Genomic DNA, 19,127 nt, shown 5'->3' on the forward strand with positions numbered 1-19,127 from the left:
GCGCCCGCAAGGGTCAGAACGGCCGGGTGACGCTCACGCCGAAGTAGCGCAGGCGGGTTTCGCCGGACACGTCCAGTCCGGCGTACGGGTTGTAGATGACGTTGAAGAAGTTGGTGCAGTTGAGGTTGCAACTGCCGTCGGCCGGGACCTTGTAGCTGCCCTTGGCCAGGCTGGCGGCCACGATCAGCTGGGTGCCGTCCTCGGTGGTCCAGTTCAGGCCCAGGCTGCGCACCTTCATGTCGGGCAGGGGCGCGATCAGGTCGATCTTGTCCTGCGGGATGGAGCTCTTGCGCGGCTCGTAGCCCAGGCGCAGCTTGAGGCCATGCATCACCTCGATCTCCGCGCCATAGCCGAAGTGCACATTGCTGCGGTAGCCGCGGGGGATGACCAGCTTGCTCGCGTCGGCCTGACCGAACAGCCGCGCCATTTGCAGGAAGCGCACCTGCTGGTCGAACTGGAAGGTCAGCTGGTTCCATTGGCCCCAGTCGGTCCAGTTGGCGTCCACGTTGAGTTGCAGGCGCTCCACCGGCTTGAGCTTGACGCCCACCTGCACATGCGGCGGATAGGGCAGCACCAGCGTCATGTTGCCGGACTGCTCCTCCGGGATGCTGGTCGGGAAGCCCAGCGTGGCCGCCACGATGGGCCCCTGCAGCGAGGAGTACATGCCCTGCACCAGCTTGCGGAACATGGGCTCGGCATGGAAGTTGTAGCGCCCGGTCAGCACGGTGCGCGAGCCGCTCTGGTACACCGCGCCCAGGCCGAACCAGTCGGTCGGCTCCCACAGCACGCCCAGGTTGAAGGTGGGGTCGGCCGGCGACGTGGCCTCGAAGCGCATGGCCCCGGCCGTGGTGTAGGGGTTCAGCCGCCCTTCCTTGCCGCCGCCGCAGATGCCGAAGCCGAACACGTCCAGCGGGTTGCCGTTGTCGCCGCACCAGGCGTCCTGCAGCTTGCCGAAGATGCCGATCAGCTTGTTGGGAAAGCGCATGTCGGTGTCCAGCGCAAAGCCCTGGTGGGCGATGGGGATGGACAGGCCGACGCTGAGCTCGTCAGAGAACTTGTAGGCCACCGAGGGCGAGGCGTAGACCAGGCGCTGGATGACCACCCGCTTGCCCTGGAAGCGCCCCGGGTCGTCCGGGTTCTTGCTGCGGTCGAAGCCCACAGCCTGGGGCACGTAGACCGCCGTGGCGAAGGTCCAGGGCGAGCCGGGCTGGTTCAGCGAGATGCCCAAGCCCGCGGCCGCGACGAAAGGCAGGCGCCAGTTGGGCACGCCCGCCAGCGGCAGGAACAGGGTCTGGCGGTTGTGGTCCGACACCGTGCCATCCAGCGGATCCTGGGTGAAGCCGCCGATGTCATAGCCCTGGGGCTGGTGGAACTCGCTGCGCATGCGCAGGCTGGCGCCGAAGATCGTGTCCTCGCGCACCCGCCCTTCCAGCCGGGTCAGCCCGGCCGGGTTGAAATGCACCGCGTCCAGCCCCTGGGGGTCGGCCGTGACCGCATTGCCCATGGACATGGCCGCCGGGCTGACGGCCAGGTTCTCGGTCAGCGCCGCCCGCGCGCCGGGCAGCAGCGACAGCGTCAGCAGGCCCCAGGCGGCCCGCCGCCAGGCTCGCACCATCCCCATCACTGCGGCCCGCTCAGAAGTTCAGCGGCATGTTCATGCCGAGGCTGAAGTCCGGCGAGTCGGAGGTCAGCCCCACGCCCGCGCTGAAGTTCAGCGTGGTCTTGGGCGACACCCGCACGCCCAGGCCCAGGTTCAGCATGCCGGAGGTCTGCATCGCCGTCTTGGAGCTGGAACCGTCGGCGAACTTCAGCCGGCTGCGCGCGGACACCGTCTCCTGCAGCGACATGGTGGTGGACACCTTGTAGGACAGGGCATACGAGAAGCCCATGCCGAAGCCGATGCTGGAGCCCGGCCGCACCTCGGTCAGGGTCATGCCGTCGCGCTGCTGGCTCAGGTTGCGCGCCGGCAGGTTGCCGGTGAAGTTCAGCGAGCCGAACACCGCCACTGGGTCATAGACCTGCGAGGCATTGACCCCCAGCGTCAGCGCGGTGTTGCCCGAGCCGGTGGCCAGGTTCTGGCCGACGATGGTGGTGTAGGGGCTGCGGCCGGTGGGCAGGCGCAGCGTGGCGGTGGTGGTGAAGATGGCGCTGTCGCGGTGCTGCTCGAAGGGTTGGTAGCGGACCCCCAGCGCGATGTCGCCCAGACCGTTGGACAGGCCGCTGAAGTTGTTGCTCTGCGAATAGCGGCTGATCAGCGGCAGGGAGGCGGTGGCGGTCAGGTTGTCCAGCACGCCGTAGTCCACCTCGAAGGTGTTGGTGACGGTGTGGGCCCGGGTGTTCTGGATGTCGAACAGGGTCAGCGTGCTGTCGGTGAACTTGACGTTGATCGTCTCGCTGCCGATGTAGCTGTAGTTCAGGTCATAGGTCAGCGCGGTCTGCCCGGTCTTGAGCAGCGAGTAGGCCTTCTCGGTGGAGGTCAGCGTGTCCTTCAGGAGCTTGTCCTGGCTGACATCGCCCTCCTTGGCCTTGAGGGCGTCGCGCGCGGCATCGGCCCCGGTCGCGGGGGCAGCCGGCGCGGACGGGGCCGTCGCCGGGGGGGCGGGCGGCGCGGCGGGATCCGGCTGGGACTGGGCCCAGGCCGTGGCGCCCAGTCCCATCAAGGCAAGGCCCGCGAGCGTGAAGCGGGAAACGGCGGTGGCGCGGCGGCCGAAGGGAACTGCAGTTTTCATGGACGGCGGAGAAAGAGAGTGCCCAGACCCTGTTGCACGGCGCGCTCCAGGGCTTCCTTGTTGGGCGAGGGACCGAGTCGCACGGACTCGCGGATCTGGTCGTCGGCGACGACGCCCATCTCGGTGTCGGTCAGCGCCAGCTTGCGGGGCACCGGCGCGTCACCAGGCGGGTAGATGAGGAAGAGGGTGTTGCGATCCCACAGCGTGGCGAACTCCTCCTGCGACAGCACCAGGTGCCCCATGGCCGGATCGGCCAGGAATACCCGGCCGTCGCGCAGGCCGCGGAAGACCACGAAGTGCTTGAAGCCGGCATAGTCGATCGGCACGATGGCCGGGTCCTTGAGCGTCGCCAGATCGGAGAGTTCGCCACGAAAGCCCGCGCTCTTGCTGCCCAGCGTGGCGACATAGCGCTTCATGTCCAGCAGCGAGAAGCCGCGGCGGGCGATGATCTTGTCGCTTTCGCCGTACGTCAGCATGCCTTCCATGGCCTGCTGCTCGGTCACGTCGTAGCCCAGGTGGTAGCGCAGCACGGTCGTCAGCGCGGCCGAGCCGCAGCTGTAGTCGTAGGCCTGGTGGACGATGTTGTCGAACTTGAACTCGCTCTGCGGCCGCAACGCGACCTGCTCGGGCGAAACACCGCCGCCCACGGCATTCATCGGCAGGGTCACCTGCTCCTTGGGCTGGTCCTGCGGCTCGATGCGGGACACCAGCCCGCTGCCCATGATGGCGGAGGCCAGCACCCCCAAGAGAATCATCCACATCGTTCGTTCGTCTCTTCTGTCTTGGGGATCACCGGGCCCACAGCAGCACCCGGCCGGTCATCGCGCCACTGCCGTTGAGCGTGATGCCGCCCAGGCTGTTGGCCATGTTGAGCGGGACGGTGGGGTCGGACTGCACCGAGATAGCCCGTACGCCGAAATCATCGAAGCCCACGAAGCTGGGCAAGCCCAGCGCCAGTTGGTTCGTGCCATCCGAAGCCGTGACGGCATTGAGGGTGACGGCGTAGAGATCCATGATCCCGCCCACGCCGTACATCACCAGGTAGTTGGGTTGGGTCGCATCGCCGAAGGCTGCGGCCAGGTTGGGCATGGGGATGCCGCCCGTGAGCAGTCCGCTGTTGAGCTCCAGGTGGACCCCCACGCCCAGACCCGCGCCGCGCACATCCGACAAGGCCTCGTCGTCCAGGGCCTGCGGCGCCGCCCGCACGCTGCCCACCAGGGACAGCAGGGCCATCAGCAGGCCGGCGTGCAGCAGCAGGGCACGACCCATGTCAGTTCCCGGGCCGCAGCCGCATGTCCAGGTAGTTGATCTGGAAGCTGCTGATGCGGCTGCTGCCCAGGTCCAAGGCGCCGTTGGTCGCACTGTCGAAGCGGACGTTGTCGATCAGCAGGCCCGCCTTGGCCGCACCGGCATCGGCCGTGCTCCAGTCCACCTTCAGCTGCAGCACCTGGCCACCCTGCCCGTCCCCGATGACCTGCAGCACGGCGGGCTGGCTGGTGACATCCGCCAGGGACCAGGGCTGCTGGGTGAAATTGCCGCTGTCGTCCACCGCCCCCAGATGGATGCCACTGAGCGTCAGGGCTTCGCTGCCGTCGGCCCGCCCCCGAGCCCGCCAGGACAGCGCGCCCAGGTCGGCACGCAAGGCCACCCCCAGCAGCACACCGGAACCGCTGCCGCTGCCGGGTTCGGTGCTCATCTGCACCCCGCCGCCGTACAGGGCCAGATCCTGCAGCACCAGCGCGCCCAGCGCCTGGGTGCTGCCCCCCGCAGGTGTCACCGCCAGATCCGCAGCCGCCTGCCAGCGCTGCAGCCCGGCCGCGTTCTGTGGCAGGTCCAGGTGCAGCACATCGGCCAGGCCATTGCCCCGCCGCTGGATCCACAGGGCATAGGGATCGTCCTGCAGATGGGCCGGATCGTCCGAGCGGGACAGGGCCAGGTCACCGAGTTTCAGGGTGGCGCCGTCGGGTGCGGTGTAGGTCAGGCTCAGCTGACCGGAAAGGGAAAAATTCTCGAGGTTGAAATAGAAGCCGTCGCGCCCCTGGACCGCCGCCAGGTCACGCTCGCTCAGGGCCTCCATGGCCGTGACAGGCCGTGCGCCGGCCAGGACCGTCAGCAACCCGACCATGCCAGCCAAGCGCGCCCCCCCTCGCATCACGGCCCCTTGCCGACGTTGGGAGGCACGGTGCCGGTGGTGTTGAGCGCGCTCAGCCGGTCGCGCCAATTCATCCAGACGCCGGCTTGCGCGGTGTCGGGCGCGGCCAGCCCGGCCACCAGGCTGGGGTAGTTGACCGCCTGGCTCTGGATGGCCAGAAAGAAGTCTCGGCTGGCACCGTCGGCATTGCCGGCATGCAGCCCACCGATCTGCGACAGCGCCAGGGTGCAGGTGGCCGTGCTCACGCAGGTGGTGCCGTCCCACCGCTTGCCGCCCAGCGTGTCGTTGCGCGAATCGATGGTGCCAGCCGCCCCTGCATCGATCAGCAGGCTGCCGCTGACCACGTTCATCGTGGTGCCGATGTCCCCGCTGATGCCGCCGAAGCCGAAGCGCATGCCCACCACCTGCTGGCTGCTGCCGCTGCCGGTGGTGACGAATTCGAAGTACGGGTCGGTGATGCTGACCGTGCGCTGTGCCGCGGTGCCGTCGCTGCGGCCGAAGCGCAGCGTGCCGAGGTCGATGTCGGCGCCGGTGGCATTGCGCGGGGACCAGGTGTATTCGCCCAGCCGCATCCCGTTGAAGTTGGCCGACAGCGAGATGTCCGCCCCCAGCGTGAGCCGGGTGAAGTCCATGCCCTGGTAGTTGGTGGTGTTCAGGCTCAGCAGGGCCTGGCCCCAGGTGTCCGAGAGCGCGGTGTCGTCCAGGGGCTCGGCCGCCCAGGTGAGCCCGCAGGTCAGCACGCCCAGCGTCAGCGCGGCCAGTAGGCGCCGACCGGCGCACACTGTTGCATTCAGGAGACAACTCGACATCGCAAACGCCTCGCCCCATGTGAAACACGCCCGCACAGTGCTCACCGTGCGGGCCTGGCGCCACCGACGGCGGGCGGGTGGCCCGACGTCGGCAACGCAGCTGGAGACTGAACTCAGCCGATCAGAGGTCCGATCAGTGGGCCCACAGCCAGAACTTGCTGCCTTGCATGTCGATGTTGTTGATGGCCACCTTGCCGAAGGACTTGGTGCTGTTGCCCATCGTGATCGAGCCGACGTTGATGCTCGGCGACAGCTTGCTGTCCAGGTTGGCGTTCGGGAAGGCGAACTGGACCACGTCCGAAGCGCCGTCGTAGACGCCGTTGGTCACCAGGTTCGTCAGGTTGGTGCCGACATCGGCCGGGGCGATGTACTTGGCCATCGAGGTGGCCACGGCATTCACGAAGGTGCCCGCGGTCGTCGCGTCGCCGGCCTTCAGGATGTCGATGGTCATCACGAACATGCCGGTGACGCCGATGTCGTTGAACGACACGGAACCGCCGGTGGTGTCGGTGTCGGTGTACTTGAAGCTGCCGATGTTGATGTTCAGGTCACCAGCGATCGACACGCCGTCCTGGCCGCTGACGGTGGACAGGGCGTCGTCTTCGATGGCGGTCATGGCCGAAGCGGACAGAGCCAGGGCCGACAGGGTGGCCAGAACAGCAGCGCGCAGTGCGAATTTCATGCTTGTCTCCTAGATATGCGTTGTGGGATCAGGTCGCCAATCTCGCCAGAACTCCGAGGGGTTGGCCTGTCGAAATCGCGGAGTTGATCTTCGGCGCGCGGGGCCTGCGCTGCACTGGCCGCAGCGGCCAAGCTCATGGCTTCAACGACCCATTGGGAAAGGTACCGAGAGGGTTCTCACCAAGCGGGCGGACCGCCCGGGGCGAGGCTCAGTGGGCGCAGCGGAACTCGCTGGGCGAGCAGCCGAACCAGCGCTTGCAGGCGCGGTAGAAGGTGCTGGGGTCGGCAAAGCCCACGGCGAAGCTCACCTCGGTGGGCGTGGCGCCACCGGCCTCCAGCAGGCGGCGCGCGGTCTCGCGCCGGGTGTCGTCCACCAGATCCTGGAAGGAGGTGCCCTCGTCGCTGAGGTGGCGCTGCAGCGTGCGCTCGCTCATGCGCAGCTCGGCGGCCACCTGCTCGCGCCGCGGGTCTCCGCGCGAAAGCTGGCGGGCGATGACCTCGCGCACCCGCGCCACCAGGCTGCCGCCCTGTTGCGCGATCAGGCGCTCGGCGAGCTGCTCGCTGAGGTCGGCAATCATCGGATCGGCCGTGGGCACCGGCATGTCCAGCAGGCACCGCGGAAAGTCCATGGCATAGACCGCCGCACCGAACTGCACCGGCGCACCATAGGCCTTCTCCCAGGGCCCGGGGTCGGCCGGTGCAGGAAAGGGACAGCTGACCCGCTCGGGCAGCATCTGCTGGCCCAGCAGCCACCAGATGCCCTGCAGCACGGTGTAGGCCATGAAGTCGTAGCGTTGCGAGGCGGCCGGCCGGGCGCCAGGCGAGACCTCCACCCCCACCCGCACCTGGCCCTCGACGAGCTGCACGCTCATCGCCGTGGTGGGTGAAATGACGCCGGTGAAGCGCTCCAGGCGCTGCAGCGCGGTGCGGATGTCCGGCGCGGCCATCACCAGATGGGCCATGCCGCCCAGCCCGATCATGGGCTGGCGCGGTGTCATGCGCAGGCCGATGGCCGGGTCCTGGGTGCGCACCACGGCATGGCGCCAGGCGGCGTCGAAGAGATCGGCCAGGGTCTCGGCCGGCAGCACCGCATCCAGCGAAGCCACCCCGCCCTCGCCCAGCAGGAAGGCATCCAGATCCAGACCACAGCGGGAAAAACCATCATGCATGGCGCGATACGCGCACAGCTGCCGCAATGGAAGGGTGTTCATGCCGACTCCGGAAGACGCTGCCCACCGCCAACAACACGGAAGGCCAAAAAAGCACGCCCGTGCTTTTTTGAGTTCTCTACAGTAACAAAGCGGCAAAGGACCGACCACCCAGGGTTACCCCGGGGTGATCCACCACATCCCACGAACAGAGGAAGGGGTCAGAACCCTTCTTCGACCAGCTCGGCCGCGCGGATCAGCGCCCGCGCCTTGACCTCGGTCTCGCGCCATTCCATCTCGGGCACCGAGTCGGCCACCACGCCGGCAGCCGCCTGCACGTACAGCGTCTGGTTCTTGACGATGCCGGTGCGGATGACGATGGCCACGTCCATGTCGCCGGCAAAGCTCAGGTAGCCGCAGGCCCCGCCGTAGATGCCGCGCTGCACCGGCTCGAGCTCGTCGATGATCTCCATCGCCCGGATCTTGGGGGCGCCGCTGAGCGTGCCCGCCGGAAAGGAGGCCTTGAGCACGTCCAGATTGCTCATGCCGTCCTTCAGCAGCCCCTCGACGTTGCTGACGATGTGCATCACGTGCGAGTAGCGCTCGATGGCGAAGGCCTCGGTCACCTTGACCGAACCGGTCTTGGCGATGCGGCCCACGTCGTTGCGCGCCAGATCGATCAGCATCACGTGCTCGGCACGCTCCTTGGGGTCGGCCAGCAGCTCGGCCTCCAGGGCCTTGTCGGCCTCGGGCGTGGCCCCGCGCGGGCGCGTGCCGGCGATCGGGCGGATGATGACCTTCTCGCCCTCGGGCGTGTGCTCATGGCGCACCAGGATCTCGGGCGAGGAGCCGACGATCTGGAAGTCCCCCATGTCGTAGAAGTACATGTAGGGGCTGGGGTTGAGCGAGCGCAGCGCGCGGTACAGGCTCAGCGGGCTTTCGGTGTAGCGCTTCTGCAGGCGCTGGCCGATGACGATCTGCATGCAGTCGCCCGCGGCGATGTAGTCCTTGGCCTTCTGCACCGCAGCCTCGAAATCCGCCTTGGCGAATTCGCGCTCCACGGCGTAGCTGGGGCCGCGCTTCACGGCCGGCGCGGTGACGCTGTAGCGCAGCTTGTCGGTCAGGTCGGCCAAGCGGCGCTTGGCGTTGAAGAAGGCCTCCGGGCGGGACGGGTCGGCCCAGACGATCAGGTAGAGCCGGCCCGACAGGTTGTCGATGACCGCCAGTTCCTCGGTCTGCAGCAGCAGCAGGTCCGGCGTGCCGATGCCGCCGGGCTTGGTGGTGTGCGCCAGCTTCTTCTCGATGAAGCGCACCGTGTCGTAGCCGAAGTAGCCCGCCAGCCCGCCGCAGAAGCGCGGCAGCCCCGGCGGCAGCGCCGGCTTGAAGCGGGCCTGGTACTCGGCGATGAAGTCCAGCGGGTTGCCCTCGTGCACCTCCACCACCTGGCCGTCGGTGACGACCTCGGTGCGCGGGCCGGTGGCGCGCAGCAACGTGCGCGCGGGCAGGCCGATGAAGGAATAGCGGCCGAAGCGCTCGCCGCCGACGACCGACTCCAGCAGGAAGCTGTGCGGCTGGCCACCGGCCAGCTTCAGGTACAGCGACAGCGGGGTTTCCAGGTCGGCAAAGGCCTCGGTGATCAGGGGGATGCGGTTGTAGCCCTGAGCGGCCTGGCTCTTGAATTCGAGTTCGGTGATCACAGTCGTTCTCCTCGTCCCGCGCCTGAAAGAGTCAGGCCAACTGGGGCCTGGGCGGCGGGCATGTTCTCGGGGGCCGCGGCACGCAAGAGGGCCGCGACGGAATCTGATTCAGGCGAACCAGCGGCGCCAGGGCCAGGCTCCCCGGTCGTGCGTGAACGACAGCCGTTTGCGCGAGGTGAACATGCGAAAGAGTGTAGCAGTGCCCTGCCGGTATCCCCCCGGATTGAAGTCGCTGCAGGGCGCCGAGGGCATGGACAAGCGGTCACTCTGTCGTCACACTTGTCGTTTCAGTTGTTGCCCATCCGGCAACGTGTTGACATCACACGACAACAGGGGCCATCGCCATGGGGCGTCGTTGGGTGAGGCAGGCTGCCGCCTTGGAGCGCGGCCTGGGGAGAGAGGTTGCGCGCCAGACCACGGAAACTGCGTGCGCGCTGCGGGAAGCGCCTGGACAGGCTCAGCGGCACAGGGCCGGACGACGGGCCAGGCTGCCGCACACGGCCCTGCGCCGGCTGATCCAGGCGATGCTGCTCGGGCCGTTGTGCGTGGCCTGCTGGGCGCAATCCGCGCCGCCGGCACCGGTGCCGGTGCCCGACACGCCGGGCCTCGAGGTCAGTGACCGTGTGAAGCGGGACGCGGAGCGGCCGATGTACTGGATCCGCCGCCTGGGCGAGCAGACCGCGTCCCAGGACAAGGCCAGCCAGGAGCGCAATGCCGCCGAGCGGCAGACCGCCGCCGAAAAAGCCGCCGCCGAACGGGCGGCACGCACGGCCCGCAGTGACAAGCCCGACAAGCCCACCGCCGCCCCGACCCCGCGGCCCGCGGCCCCCGAGCCCGCGCCCACCCCCGCGCTGGCCACCCGAGACAGCAGCGGCACGGGCCAGGTCAGTCCGTCAGCTGCGCCGGCATCGCCCTCACCGGCCCCTGCACCTGCCGTGGCCGCAGCGGCACCAGCCGCGCCGGCCACATCTGCGCCCGAGTTGCCCGTGGCCAGCGCCTCCGGCCCGTCGGGCGAGACAAACGCACCGGCGACCGAGCGGACGGGCGGCACCGATGTGGCGATGGCCACGCCGCCGCGCCATGAAGAGCCCGCGGCGCCGCCCCCGCCCCCGGAGGTGGACACCCTGGTGCTCCGCCCGGGTGAGACCCTGACCCTGCCCGACAGCCTGATGCGCCGCATGCGCCGCGGCTCGGTGGAGGTGAAGGTCCAGGTCGCTCCTGACGGCAGCGTGATGGACGCCACCATCATGCAGAGCAGCCACCCGCGGCTGGACTCCGCGGCGCTGGAGGCGATCAAGGCCGCCCACTTCCAGCCGGTCTCGCGCCCCACCACCGCAGTCATCCAGTTCGGCTTCGACCTGGACAGCTGAGGCCACGCCTCCTGCGGCTCAGCCCCCGTGGGGCCGCAGGGCGCGCAGGTCCAGGTCGTCCAGTCGGGCCAGCACGGCGTCGGGCCGGGCCGATTCGGGCGGCTCGCCGTGGTTGTAGCCGTAGGCCATCAGCACCACCGGGCAGCCGGCCGCGCGCGCGGCGCGGGCGTCGTTGCTGGAGTCGCCCACCATCAGCGTGAAGGCGGGTGTGCTGCCCAGGGCCTCGCAGGTCTTGCGCAGCGGCAACGGGTCCGGCTTGGTCCGCTCGAAGGCGTCGCCGCCGAACACATGGGAGAAGAAGCCATCCAGGCCCTTGGCCTGCAGCAGCGGCTTGGCGAAGGCCGTGGGCTTGTTGGTCAGGCAGGCCAGCCGCAGACCAGCCTCGCGCAAGCGGGCCAGCCCCTCCATCACCCCGGGATAGACCGCGGAGGCCTGACCGTTGATGGCCAGGTAGTGGCGCTGGTAGGCGGCCCACAGCGCCTCGTAGTGCTGCGCATCGGCCTGCACATGGGCCAGCGTGCTGCGCAGCAGATGGGCCGAGCCCTTGCCCACGGTGTGCTCGATGAAGGCCCGGTCCACAGGCGGCAGGTCCAGTTCGGCCAGGCTGCGGTTGAGGGCCAGTTCGAAGTCGCCCAGGGTGTCGACCATGGTGCCGTCCAGATCGACGATGGCGGCCTGCCAGGGATGCGGGGGCGTCAGGGGAGCGGATTCAGGAGACATGGACAACGCGGCGTGCCTGCAGCAATGGAATGGCCGACATTCTCGCCGCGGCCCGCACCACGCGGGCACCGCAGGGACGCCGGGGCTCACCCCCCGGCGGCGGGCGGTGCCGACGGCGCGGCGGGCTCGGGGGCGGGCGGCGAGGCCCCGGCCGCCCGGGCGTCCGCTGCCGGCTGCGGTGTGGCCATCTGCTGGATCCAGCTCAGCAGCAGCAACTGTGCGGCCGGATCGCGGGCCTGCCGCCAGACCCAGGCGCCCAGGCTGCCCCGCCAGGTGCCGGCCCGGCGGCCGGCCCAGGCCCACAGCCAGCGGCGCGATGCCACGAGGGCGCCGCCCAGCAGCGCCGCCCCCGCCAACGCGGCCGCGGGGTGACGCCGCACGACGGGCAGCACCGTGGCGCGCAGTTCCGCAGCCCCCAGCTCGGCGGCCGCGGCCAGCGGCTGGCGCCGCCACCAGGCCTCCGCCCAGGAGCACACGGCCAGCCCCATCGGCGTGTGCCCCAGCTGGCGTCGCAGGAAGCGCCACCAGGTGCGCAGCCCCGGCCCGCGCCCTTCCGGCGCCCCGAAACCCTGCGCGGGCCCGGGCAGGACCTGCGCCCGCAGGCGCGCGCGGGACGCGGTCAAACGCGCCAGGGCTTGCTCTCGCGGCGTGGCCGCCAAGCCGCCGGCCGGGTCGGGCTCCGCGGCCGTGTCCTGGGCGGGGCTCATGCGCGCGCCGCCTCCTGCCACAGCGCCTGGTCCTGCGCCCATTGCGCACGCCACAGCGCCGCGTCGAAGACCGCCTGGTCCCGGTGGCGCCGCGCCTGCCACACCCCCAAGGCCAGGGCGAGCAGGGCCAGGCCGGCCGGCAGCGCCACCAGCACCCAGGCGGCAGGCATCCGTTCCACCGGCACGGCCGCCGCCAGCAGCAGGGCCACGCCCCCCAGCCCCAGGGCCAGCAGCGCCAGCACCATCACCACCAGCCCCCACAGCAGGCGCTGACGCCAGCGCCGGGCCGCCTCGCCCAGCTCAGCCTGGGCCAGCGCCGCATAGGCGCCGGCATGTTCGGCCAACAGGTCGGGCCGGCTGGCCAGGGTGCGGAACAGGGGGTGGATCGGCATGGCGGGTCCGAAGGGCGGTGACTCAGGCTCAGGATACGCGACGCGAACGCGCCAGCCAGCCGATCAGGCCAGCCATGGCCGCGCCGGCGGCGGCGGCGATCAGCACCGACTTGACCGGCTCGTCGCGGATGTAGGCCCGCGCCTGATCCCCGGCATCCTCCAGCCGTTCACGTGCGCGGTGGGTGGCGTCGCGGGCCTGGTCGCGGGTGCGGGCCGCCAGGGCCTCGACCTGGCCCACGGCGCGGGACAGGGAGAAGGCCTTGTCCTCACGCGCCTCCTGAACCTCGGCCTCGACCTTGTCCAGGGCGCGTCCGGTGGCACGGCGCGTGCCTTCGATGGCCCGCTCGGCCAGGTCAGCAGCTTGGTCCATCGTTTGGTCCAGGGCAGCGGCAGCGGTCTTTGCAGTCATGGGCAATCTCCTGTGCAGATGAAGACGTGATGTCGATCAAGTTCGTCCTCCCAGTGTGGGACGCACCATCCGCATCGGCCACCGGCCGGTGCCCCGTTGACCTGTCGGCCATCCGGCGGTGGCCGTGTCAGCATCGCCCGACCTACGCCATGCGGAGCCCCTTGGGAAGAAGGGGCAAGTTCCTACACACAGGCCCATGACTTGCGTCCAGCATGGGTCCTTGTTGAGAAGTCTTTGTGAACCCTGATGAGTCCGACCCTGCAGCATCCGCCCGAGCATGAGCACGACCATGCCGAGGTTCGGGATGCCCCATCGCCCCTGCCTCAGCCCGCGGCCCTGGCGATCGATGCCATCCCCTTCGCGTCCGATGCCACCGTGGCCGGTGAACTGGACATCGCCTTCAGCACCCACAAGTCCGTGATCGTGCGGGCGCAGGTGGATTTCGCCGGTGACACGCCGCCGATGGAGGTGGCCCTGGTCATCCCCCGTGCGCACTGCCGTGACGGACAACCCCTGTTGTCCGCCCTGCAGGACGCCGCACTGGCCGCCATCGACCGCAACACCCATGGCTGGGAAGCGGCCGGCACCACGCCGCGGCGGCTGTCCATCCAGATGAACCAGCGCTGGTATGCCCTGTACGGCTTCGCCGGCTGACACGACAGCGCTGAGGCGAATTCCCCACAGTCGCCGTCACTAGCGCACGCTTGTCCGCACCCAGCGCCGCCTGCGTCGCCGCAGGTCCCGCGCCAGAGGTGCCCGACCTCACAGAATCGGCGCCAGGGGCTCGCCCCCCGCCGTCTCTGTGTCCATGCGCTCCGTCTTCTTCATCGCCACGCCGCCTGCGCCGCCTCATGGACGCTGGACGGGCGTGGCCATCGCCCTGCTGGGGCTCAGCCCCTGGGCGCAGGCCGGCACGCCGCTGGCGGCGGCGGAATCCGAGTTCGCGCCCGCCGAGGTGGTGAGCCGGATCGTGGCCTACACCCGCTGGCCCGGCGAGCCCCGCCCGCTGGTCGCCTGCATCAGCCGGCAGGCCGACGACACGGCGGCACTGCTCGCGCGCCTGCAAGCGCCCGAGGCGCCGCGCCCCCTGGTCGCGCGGGACATCGCCGTGGACACCGCCGTGCCCAGCACCTGCGATCTGGTGTACTTCATGGGCTGGACCCCGGCGCGCCAACAGGCCGCCCTGCGGGACCTGGCCCAGCGCCCGGTGTTGACCATCGGGCCGGGGGCCGATTTCTGCAGCGACGGCGGCATGTTCTGCCTGGACAGCCGCAGCGACGGCACCCACTTCGAGGTCAACCTGGACGCCGTGGCGCGCAGCGGCCTGCGCGTGCATCCGCAGGTGCTCCGGCTGGCGCGGCTCGGCGGGAGGACCGGATGAGCCGCGCCCAAGCGCCACAGCCCCTGCGCCGCGTGCTGCGCCGGGCCCAGCTGCGGGTGGCCGCCATCGCCACCGGCGTGGTGGGCGGCCTGCTGATGCTGGCCTCGGCCATGCTGCTGCGGGCCAGCGCCCAGAACCACCTGGAGCTGGTCGCGCGCTCCCTGGCCTACACGGTGGACGCCGCGGTGGTCTTCCGAGACGCCCGGGCGACCACCGACATCCTGGCCGACGTCGGCCGGCGCGAGCATCTGGCACAGGCCGAGATCCGCCTGCCCGGCGGGCGGGTGCTGGCCCGCTACCAGCCCCCGCCCCCCGAGGGGCTGGAGGACCGGCTGGCCGCCCTGCTGCCGTCCTTCGAGGTGGCCCAGGCGGTGCTGGCCGACGGGCAGGAGCAGGCCACGCTGCAGGTCCGGGCACAGGCCCGGCTGCTGGTGCAGGCCGCCGGCTGGGGCCTGCTGGGCCTGCTGGCCGGCATGGCGTCCATCCTGCTGGCGGTGCGCCGCGCCGCGCGGGAACTGGCCGAGCAGGTCGAGGCCCCGCTGCTGGCCCTGGCCGCGCAGACGCGGACCATCCGAGAGGCCCAGGACTTCGACCGGCGGGTGCCTTCGGCCCGCGTGACCGAGATCGACGCCCTGGCGCGCGACTTCAACGCCCTGCTCGCCCAGGTCCAGGCGCAGCGCCAGGAGCTGATGCAGCGCCATGTCGCGCTGCAGAGCGCACACGACCAGCTCGCGCACCAGAGCCGGCTGGACGGGCTCACCGGCATCGCCAACCGGGCCTGGTTCGAGCACTGCCTGGCCGTGGCCATGACGCGCCCGCGGCCGCCGGGCGAGCGGCTGGCGGTGCTGTTCATCGACGTCAACGACTTCAAGCGCGTCAACGACGAACATGGCCATGAGGTGGGTGACCAGGTGCTGACCGCCCTGGCCGGCCGCCTGCGCGGCTGCGTGCGCGAAAGCGATCTGGTGGCCCGCCTGGGCGGGGACGAGTTCGTGGTGCTCATCGACCCGCTGCGCCAGCGCGAGGACATCGCCACGCTGGTGCACAAACTCACCAGCGCCCTGGCCCACCCGGCCGAGCTGGGCTCCGCGGCCCGCCCGCTGCCCGGCGTCAGCATCGGCGCGGCAGTCTTCCCCGACGATGGACAGAGCCCCGAGGCCCTGCTGCGGGAGGCCGACCGCCAGATGTACCGGCGCAAGCCGTCCACCGCCTCGCGCACGCGCCCCTGAGAACAGCCCAAGGAGAAGCCATGCCCACGCTGCCGCCACGGCGGTCCCGCCGCCGGTACCTCGCCCAGTCCCTGGCCGGGCTGATGGTGATGCCCACCGCCCTGCTGTCGGGCTGCCAGACGCCGGGGGGCGGGTCCCCCGCATCGCAGCGTGACACCCGGCTGCGCGCCCTGGGCTTCACCCCCTCGGACGAGGGCTGGAGCCTGAACCTGTCGAGCAAGCTGCTGTTCGCCTTCGACGCCGACGCACTGGACGCGACCCAGCGTCAGCACCTGCTGGAACTGGGCAATTCGCTGGCCGCGCTGGGCGTGGGCGAGCTGCGCATCGAGGGCCACACCGACCTCAAGGGCAGCAGCGACTACAACCTGCAGCTGTCGCAGCGACGGGCCGAGGCGGTGGCCCAGGTGTTGCGGGGCAGCGCGCTGTCACGCGCGCGGCTCACCGTGCGCAGCCGTGGCAAGGAACGGCCGGTGTGCACCGACGACACCGAGGCCTGCCAGTCGCAGAACCGACGGGTGGTGCTGATCGTTCCGGCGCTGTGACCGGGCACGACCGGCACAGGCTCAGCGGCTGAGCTCGGCGCGCATCGCGTCGATGACGCCCTTGTAATCGGGCTTGCCGAAGATGGCACTGCCGGCCACGAAGGTGTCGGCGCCCGCGTCGGCGATGCGGCGGATGTTGTCCACCTTGACGCCGCCGTCCACCTCCAGGCGGATGTCGCGGCCGCTGGCGTCGATGATCTTGCGGGCCTTCTCCAGCTTGCGCAGGGCCGAGTCGATGAAGCTCTGGCCGCCGAAGCCGGGGTTCACGCTCATGATGAGCACCAGGTCCACCTTGTCGATCACCCACTCCAGCACGTCCAGCGGCTCGGCCGGGTTGAACACCAGGCCGGCCTGCTTGCCCTCGGCCTTGATCAGCTGCAGCGTGCGGTCCACATGGGCCGAGGCATCGGGGTGGAAGCTCACCAGGTCGGCGCCGGCCTGGCAGAAGGCCTGGGCCAGCGCATCCACCGGCTGCACCATCAGGTGCACATCGATCGGCGCGGGCGTGCCGTCGGGCTTGACCGCGTGCGGGCGCAAGGCCTGGCAGATCATCGGGCCGAAGGTCAAGTTGGGCACGTAATGGTTGTCCATCACGTCGAAGTGGATCCAGTCGGCGCCGGCGGCCAGCACGTGGCGGACCTCCTCACCCAGACGGGCAAAGTCGGCGGACAGGATGCTCGGGGCGATGCGGTAGGTCGGTGCCATGGAACTGGAGCCCGCCAGTGGGGCCTAAAGCGTGAAAGCCCCGGATTTTAAGGAGGCTTGCTAGGATCACCGAATGACGCCAGCCCAGTTCACCTGCACCGTCGTGACGCAGTACCTGCCCGAGCAATCCTCGGCCAGCGAAGGCCGTTACGCCTTTGCCTACACGATCACCATCCGCAACACGGGGCCGGTGACCGCGCAACTGGTGGCCCGCCACTGGCGCATCACCGACGGCCACGAGCACACCCAGGAGGTGCGCGGGCTGGCCGTGGTCGGCCACCAGCCCCTGCTCAAGCCGGGCGAGAGCTTCGAGTACAGCAGCTGGGCCCAGATCGCCACGCCGCAGGGCCGCATGGTGGGCACCTTCTTCTGCATCAGCGAGGACGCCCACTGGTTCGAGACGCCGGTCGGGCCCTTCGATCTGGTCCAGACGAGGGCCCTGCACTGATGGCGGGCATCCACTGGGACCTGACCGCCCTGCTCAACGCCGCCCATGCCCCCGGCAGCCGGGTGGAGCGGCATCTCTGGTTGGTCCATCTGCTGGAGTGGCTGCGACACGAGGGCGGCGAGACCCCCGAGGGCGAGCCGGGCACCGTCGGCACCCCTTGGCCGGTGCGCCGGCTGCGCCACCTGCTCAATGTGCTGGACCGTCACCCGGAGCACCGGGTGCGCGTGTCCACCCTGCTGCGCGAGACCCTGGCCGGCCTGGATGCGCCGGGCCTGCTGGCCGATTTCGGCTTCGCGCCCCGGCACGGCTTCTTCAGCGAACTGGCCGACCGCCTGCGCCTGAACTTCCTGCCCGGCACGCCCGAGACCCGCGACCTGGGCGAGCTCTTCCTGCTGATCTTCGACGACGAACGCGACCCGGAGTGGATCGCGGCCATCGACGACCGTACGCTGCGCCGTCTGCTGGCCCTGTGCGCCGAGGACCCGGCCCGCCTGCCCTGGCAGCACGCGCTGATCGACTCCATCGAGCTGCTGGCCAGCCAGATCCGCGCCAGCGCCCTGTCCTCGGCCCTGCGCCAGCGCATGGACCCGGCCGGTCTGGGCGACCGCCCCTTCCACCAGGTGGTCGAGGCCGCCGCCGCGCTGCGTCAGGGCCTGTCCGAAGGGGCCACGCCGCAGCAGCTGCAGCAGCGCGCCCAGTACCTGCGGGCGGTGCTGGACGCCTGCCTGAGGGCCGCGGCCAGCGTGCGCGGCCACCTGGATGAGTACGGCATCTCGGTGGACCTGGTGTTCCAGCTCGACCAGCTGCGCGCCCGCGCCGAGCGGGTGGAGAACCTGCTGGCCTGCCTGGTCAGCCCGGACCCGCTGCCCGACCTGCGCCACCTGCTGCTGGAACTGGCGCGCGCCAGCGCCGGCCGGCGCAGCCTGCGCGCGCTGTTCACCCAGCACTACGCCCTGCTGGCCCGCAAGGTGACCGAGCGCAGCGCCGAGACCGGCGAGCACTACATCACCCGCGACCGCGACGAGTACCGCCACATGCTGGGCATGGCGCTGGGCGGCGGCGGCATCATCGGCTTCACCACGCTGATCAAGTTCGCCATCACCGCGCTGGCCCTGCCGGTGTTCTGGAACGGCCTGGGCGCCGGCCTGAACTACGCGCTGAGCTTCGTCATCGTGCAGCTGCTGCACTGGACGGTGGCCACCAAGCAGCCGGCCATGACCGCGCCGAGCATGGCGCGCAAGCTCGAGGGCATCGCCAGCGATGTGGCCCTGGGCCGCTTCGTCGACGAAGTGGCCCACCTGCTGCGCTCGCAGATGGCCGGCATCATCGGCAACCTGGTGGCGGTGGCCCCGGTGGTGCTGGCACTGCAGGGCCTGTCCTGGTGGTTGGCCGGCAAGCCGCTGATCGGCCAGGCCCAGGCCGACTACGTGCTGCACAGCACCACCCTGCTGGGGCCCACCGCGCTGTTCGCGGCCTTCACCGGGGTGCTTCTGTTCGCTTCCAGCCTGATCGCCGGCTGGGTCGAGAACTGGTTCGTCTTCCACCGGCTGGACAGCGCCATCGCCTGGAACCCGCGCTCCATCGCCTGGCTGGGCGAGACCCGGGCCCAACGCTGGGCCCGCTGGTGGCGGGACAACATCTCCGGCCTGGCGGCCAATGTCTCGCTGGGCCTGATGCTGGGCCTGGTGCCGGCCCTGGCCTCGGTCTTCGGCCTGCCGCTGGAGGTGCGCCACGTCACCCTGTCCACCGGCCAGATCGCCGCCGCCCTGGGCACGCTGGGCCTGCCCCTGCTGCACGAGCCGGCCTTCTGGTGGTGCGTCGCGGCCATTCCGGTCACCGCCATGCTCAACCTGGGTGTCAGCTTCGCACTGGCCTTCCGGCTGGCCATGGTCTCGCAGGGGCTGAAGCTGCAGGACCGCGGCCGCATCTACCAGGCCCTGCGCCAGCGCTGGCGCACGGCGCCCGGCAGCTTCTTCTTCCCGCCCCGGGGGTGACAATCCGGGTCCCG

At 70.4% G+C, this 19,127-nt stretch carries 22 protein-coding genes; 7 read left to right on the plus strand and 15 right to left on the minus strand.

Annotated elements, in window-relative coordinates:
• Positions 1 to 13: 13 nt before the first annotated feature.
• The 10 genes from LRM40_RS15615 to LRM40_RS15660 all read right to left on the minus strand — a co-directional run bounded on the left by LRM40_RS15615 (position 14) and on the right by LRM40_RS15660 (position 9,814).
• Positions 14 to 1,615, minus strand: coding sequence for an OmpP1/FadL family transporter (locus LRM40_RS15615; protein WP_151125714.1), 1,602 nt, complete (start codon positions 1,613 to 1,615; stop codon positions 14 to 16).
• A gap of 19 nt (positions 1,616 to 1,634) precedes the next feature.
• A complete protein-coding gene (locus tag LRM40_RS15620; RefSeq protein WP_231067583.1) occupies positions 1,635 to 2,729 on the minus strand; it encodes a transporter in 1,095 nt (364 codons plus the stop codon).
• Entirely contained in the window at positions 2,726 to 3,490 is a 765-nt protein-coding gene (locus LRM40_RS15625; RefSeq protein ID WP_151125705.1) for a C39 family peptidase, read from the minus strand. The genes LRM40_RS15620 and LRM40_RS15625 overlap by 4 nt, the downstream gene beginning before the upstream one ends.
• Before the next feature lie 28 nt (positions 3,491 to 3,518).
• Positions 3,519 to 3,998: a hypothetical protein gene (locus LRM40_RS15630; RefSeq protein WP_151125706.1), complete on the minus strand. Its 480-nt coding sequence runs from the start codon at positions 3,996 to 3,998 to the stop codon at positions 3,519 to 3,521.
• Between the two features lies 1 nt (position 3,999).
• Positions 4,000 to 4,854: a hypothetical protein gene (locus tag LRM40_RS15635; protein WP_151125707.1), complete on the minus strand. Its 855-nt coding sequence runs from the start codon at positions 4,852 to 4,854 to the stop codon at positions 4,000 to 4,002.
• Between the two features lie 26 nt (positions 4,855 to 4,880).
• Complete coding sequence (locus LRM40_RS15640; RefSeq protein ID WP_231067584.1) at positions 4,881 to 5,690, minus strand: hypothetical protein; 810 nt, start codon at positions 5,688 to 5,690, stop codon at positions 4,881 to 4,883.
• A gap of 133 nt (positions 5,691 to 5,823) precedes the next feature.
• Positions 5,824 to 6,372: a DUF6160 family protein gene (locus LRM40_RS15645; RefSeq protein ID WP_151125708.1), complete on the minus strand. Its 549-nt coding sequence runs from the start codon at positions 6,370 to 6,372 to the stop codon at positions 5,824 to 5,826.
• Between the two features lie 208 nt (positions 6,373 to 6,580).
• Complete coding sequence (locus LRM40_RS15650) at positions 6,581 to 7,582, minus strand: AraC family transcriptional regulator (protein WP_151125709.1); 1,002 nt, start codon at positions 7,580 to 7,582, stop codon at positions 6,581 to 6,583.
• 158 nt (positions 7,583 to 7,740) lie between these two features.
• The gene (trpE, locus tag LRM40_RS15655) at positions 7,741 to 9,216 is read right to left on the minus strand and encodes an anthranilate synthase component I (RefSeq protein WP_151125710.1); all 1,476 of its coding nucleotides are present in this window, start codon (positions 9,214 to 9,216) and stop codon (positions 7,741 to 7,743) included.
• 457 nt (positions 9,217 to 9,673) lie between these two features.
• A complete protein-coding gene (locus LRM40_RS15660; RefSeq protein WP_170288972.1) occupies positions 9,674 to 9,814 on the minus strand; it encodes a hypothetical protein in 141 nt (46 codons plus the stop codon).
• A gap of 49 nt (positions 9,815 to 9,863) precedes the next feature.
• Between LRM40_RS15660 and LRM40_RS15665 the strand changes: the two genes are divergently transcribed.
• The gene (locus LRM40_RS15665) at positions 9,864 to 10,586 is read left to right on the plus strand and encodes an energy transducer TonB (RefSeq protein WP_151125711.1); all 723 of its coding nucleotides are present in this window, start codon (positions 9,864 to 9,866) and stop codon (positions 10,584 to 10,586) included.
• Between the two features lie 18 nt (positions 10,587 to 10,604).
• Here LRM40_RS15665 and gph read toward each other — a convergent pair whose 3' ends face one another.
• From gph to LRM40_RS15685, 4 genes are all read right to left on the minus strand, one after another.
• Positions 10,605 to 11,306 (minus strand): phosphoglycolate phosphatase, encoded by a 702-nt coding sequence (gene gph, locus LRM40_RS15670; protein ID WP_151125712.1) that lies wholly within the window; start codon positions 11,304 to 11,306, stop codon positions 10,605 to 10,607.
• 86 nt (positions 11,307 to 11,392) lie between these two features.
• Positions 11,393 to 12,013, minus strand: coding sequence for a hypothetical protein (locus LRM40_RS15675; protein WP_231067585.1), 621 nt, complete (start codon positions 12,011 to 12,013; stop codon positions 11,393 to 11,395).
• On the minus strand, positions 12,010 to 12,405 hold the full coding sequence (locus tag LRM40_RS15680; RefSeq protein WP_151124930.1) for a phage holin family protein: 396 nt from the start codon (positions 12,403 to 12,405) through the stop codon (positions 12,010 to 12,012). Before LRM40_RS15680 ends, LRM40_RS15675 begins: the two co-directional genes overlap by 4 nt.
• Before the next feature lie 28 nt (positions 12,406 to 12,433).
• Entirely contained in the window at positions 12,434 to 12,814 is a 381-nt protein-coding gene (locus LRM40_RS15685; RefSeq protein WP_151124929.1) for a hypothetical protein, read from the minus strand.
• A gap of 246 nt (positions 12,815 to 13,060) precedes the next feature.
• Between LRM40_RS15685 and LRM40_RS15690 the strand changes: the two genes are divergently transcribed.
• The 4 genes from LRM40_RS15690 to yfiB all read left to right on the plus strand — a co-directional run bounded on the left by LRM40_RS15690 (position 13,061) and on the right by yfiB (position 15,966).
• Positions 13,061 to 13,468: a hypothetical protein gene (locus LRM40_RS15690; RefSeq protein WP_151124928.1), complete on the plus strand. Its 408-nt coding sequence runs from the start codon at positions 13,061 to 13,063 to the stop codon at positions 13,466 to 13,468.
• A gap of 154 nt (positions 13,469 to 13,622) precedes the next feature.
• Positions 13,623 to 14,195 (plus strand): regulatory sequestration protein YfiR, encoded by a 573-nt coding sequence (yfiR, locus tag LRM40_RS15695; RefSeq protein WP_151124927.1) that lies wholly within the window; start codon positions 13,623 to 13,625, stop codon positions 14,193 to 14,195.
• Positions 14,192 to 15,424: a diguanylate cyclase DgcN/YfiN gene (gene dgcN / locus LRM40_RS15700; RefSeq protein WP_151124926.1), complete on the plus strand. Its 1,233-nt coding sequence runs from the start codon at positions 14,192 to 14,194 to the stop codon at positions 15,422 to 15,424. The genes yfiR and dgcN overlap by 4 nt, the downstream gene beginning before the upstream one ends.
• Before the next feature lie 20 nt (positions 15,425 to 15,444).
• Complete coding sequence (gene yfiB / locus LRM40_RS15705) at positions 15,445 to 15,966, plus strand: outer membrane lipoprotein YfiB (protein WP_151124925.1); 522 nt, start codon at positions 15,445 to 15,447, stop codon at positions 15,964 to 15,966.
• Between the two features lie 21 nt (positions 15,967 to 15,987).
• Here the strand turns inward: yfiB and rpe are convergent, their stop codons facing one another.
• Entirely contained in the window at positions 15,988 to 16,671 is a 684-nt protein-coding gene (gene rpe / locus LRM40_RS15710) for a ribulose-phosphate 3-epimerase (RefSeq protein ID WP_151124924.1), read from the minus strand.
• A 73-nt stretch (positions 16,672 to 16,744) separates the two neighbouring features.
• Between rpe and apaG the strand changes: the two genes are divergently transcribed.
• Complete coding sequence (apaG, locus tag LRM40_RS15715; protein ID WP_151124923.1) at positions 16,745 to 17,119, plus strand: Co2+/Mg2+ efflux facilitator ApaG/CorD; 375 nt, start codon at positions 16,745 to 16,747, stop codon at positions 17,117 to 17,119.
• Complete coding sequence (gene tlpB / locus LRM40_RS15720; RefSeq protein WP_151124922.1) at positions 17,119 to 19,113, plus strand: transporter-like protein TlpB; 1,995 nt, start codon at positions 17,119 to 17,121, stop codon at positions 19,111 to 19,113. The genes apaG and tlpB overlap by 1 nt, the downstream gene beginning before the upstream one ends.
• Positions 19,114 to 19,127: the final 14 nt, after the last annotated feature.

It is taken from the genome of Ideonella dechloratans (genome assembly GCF_021049305.1).
Classification (GTDB): Bacteria; Pseudomonadota; Gammaproteobacteria; order Burkholderiales; family Burkholderiaceae_C; genus Ideonella; species Ideonella dechloratans.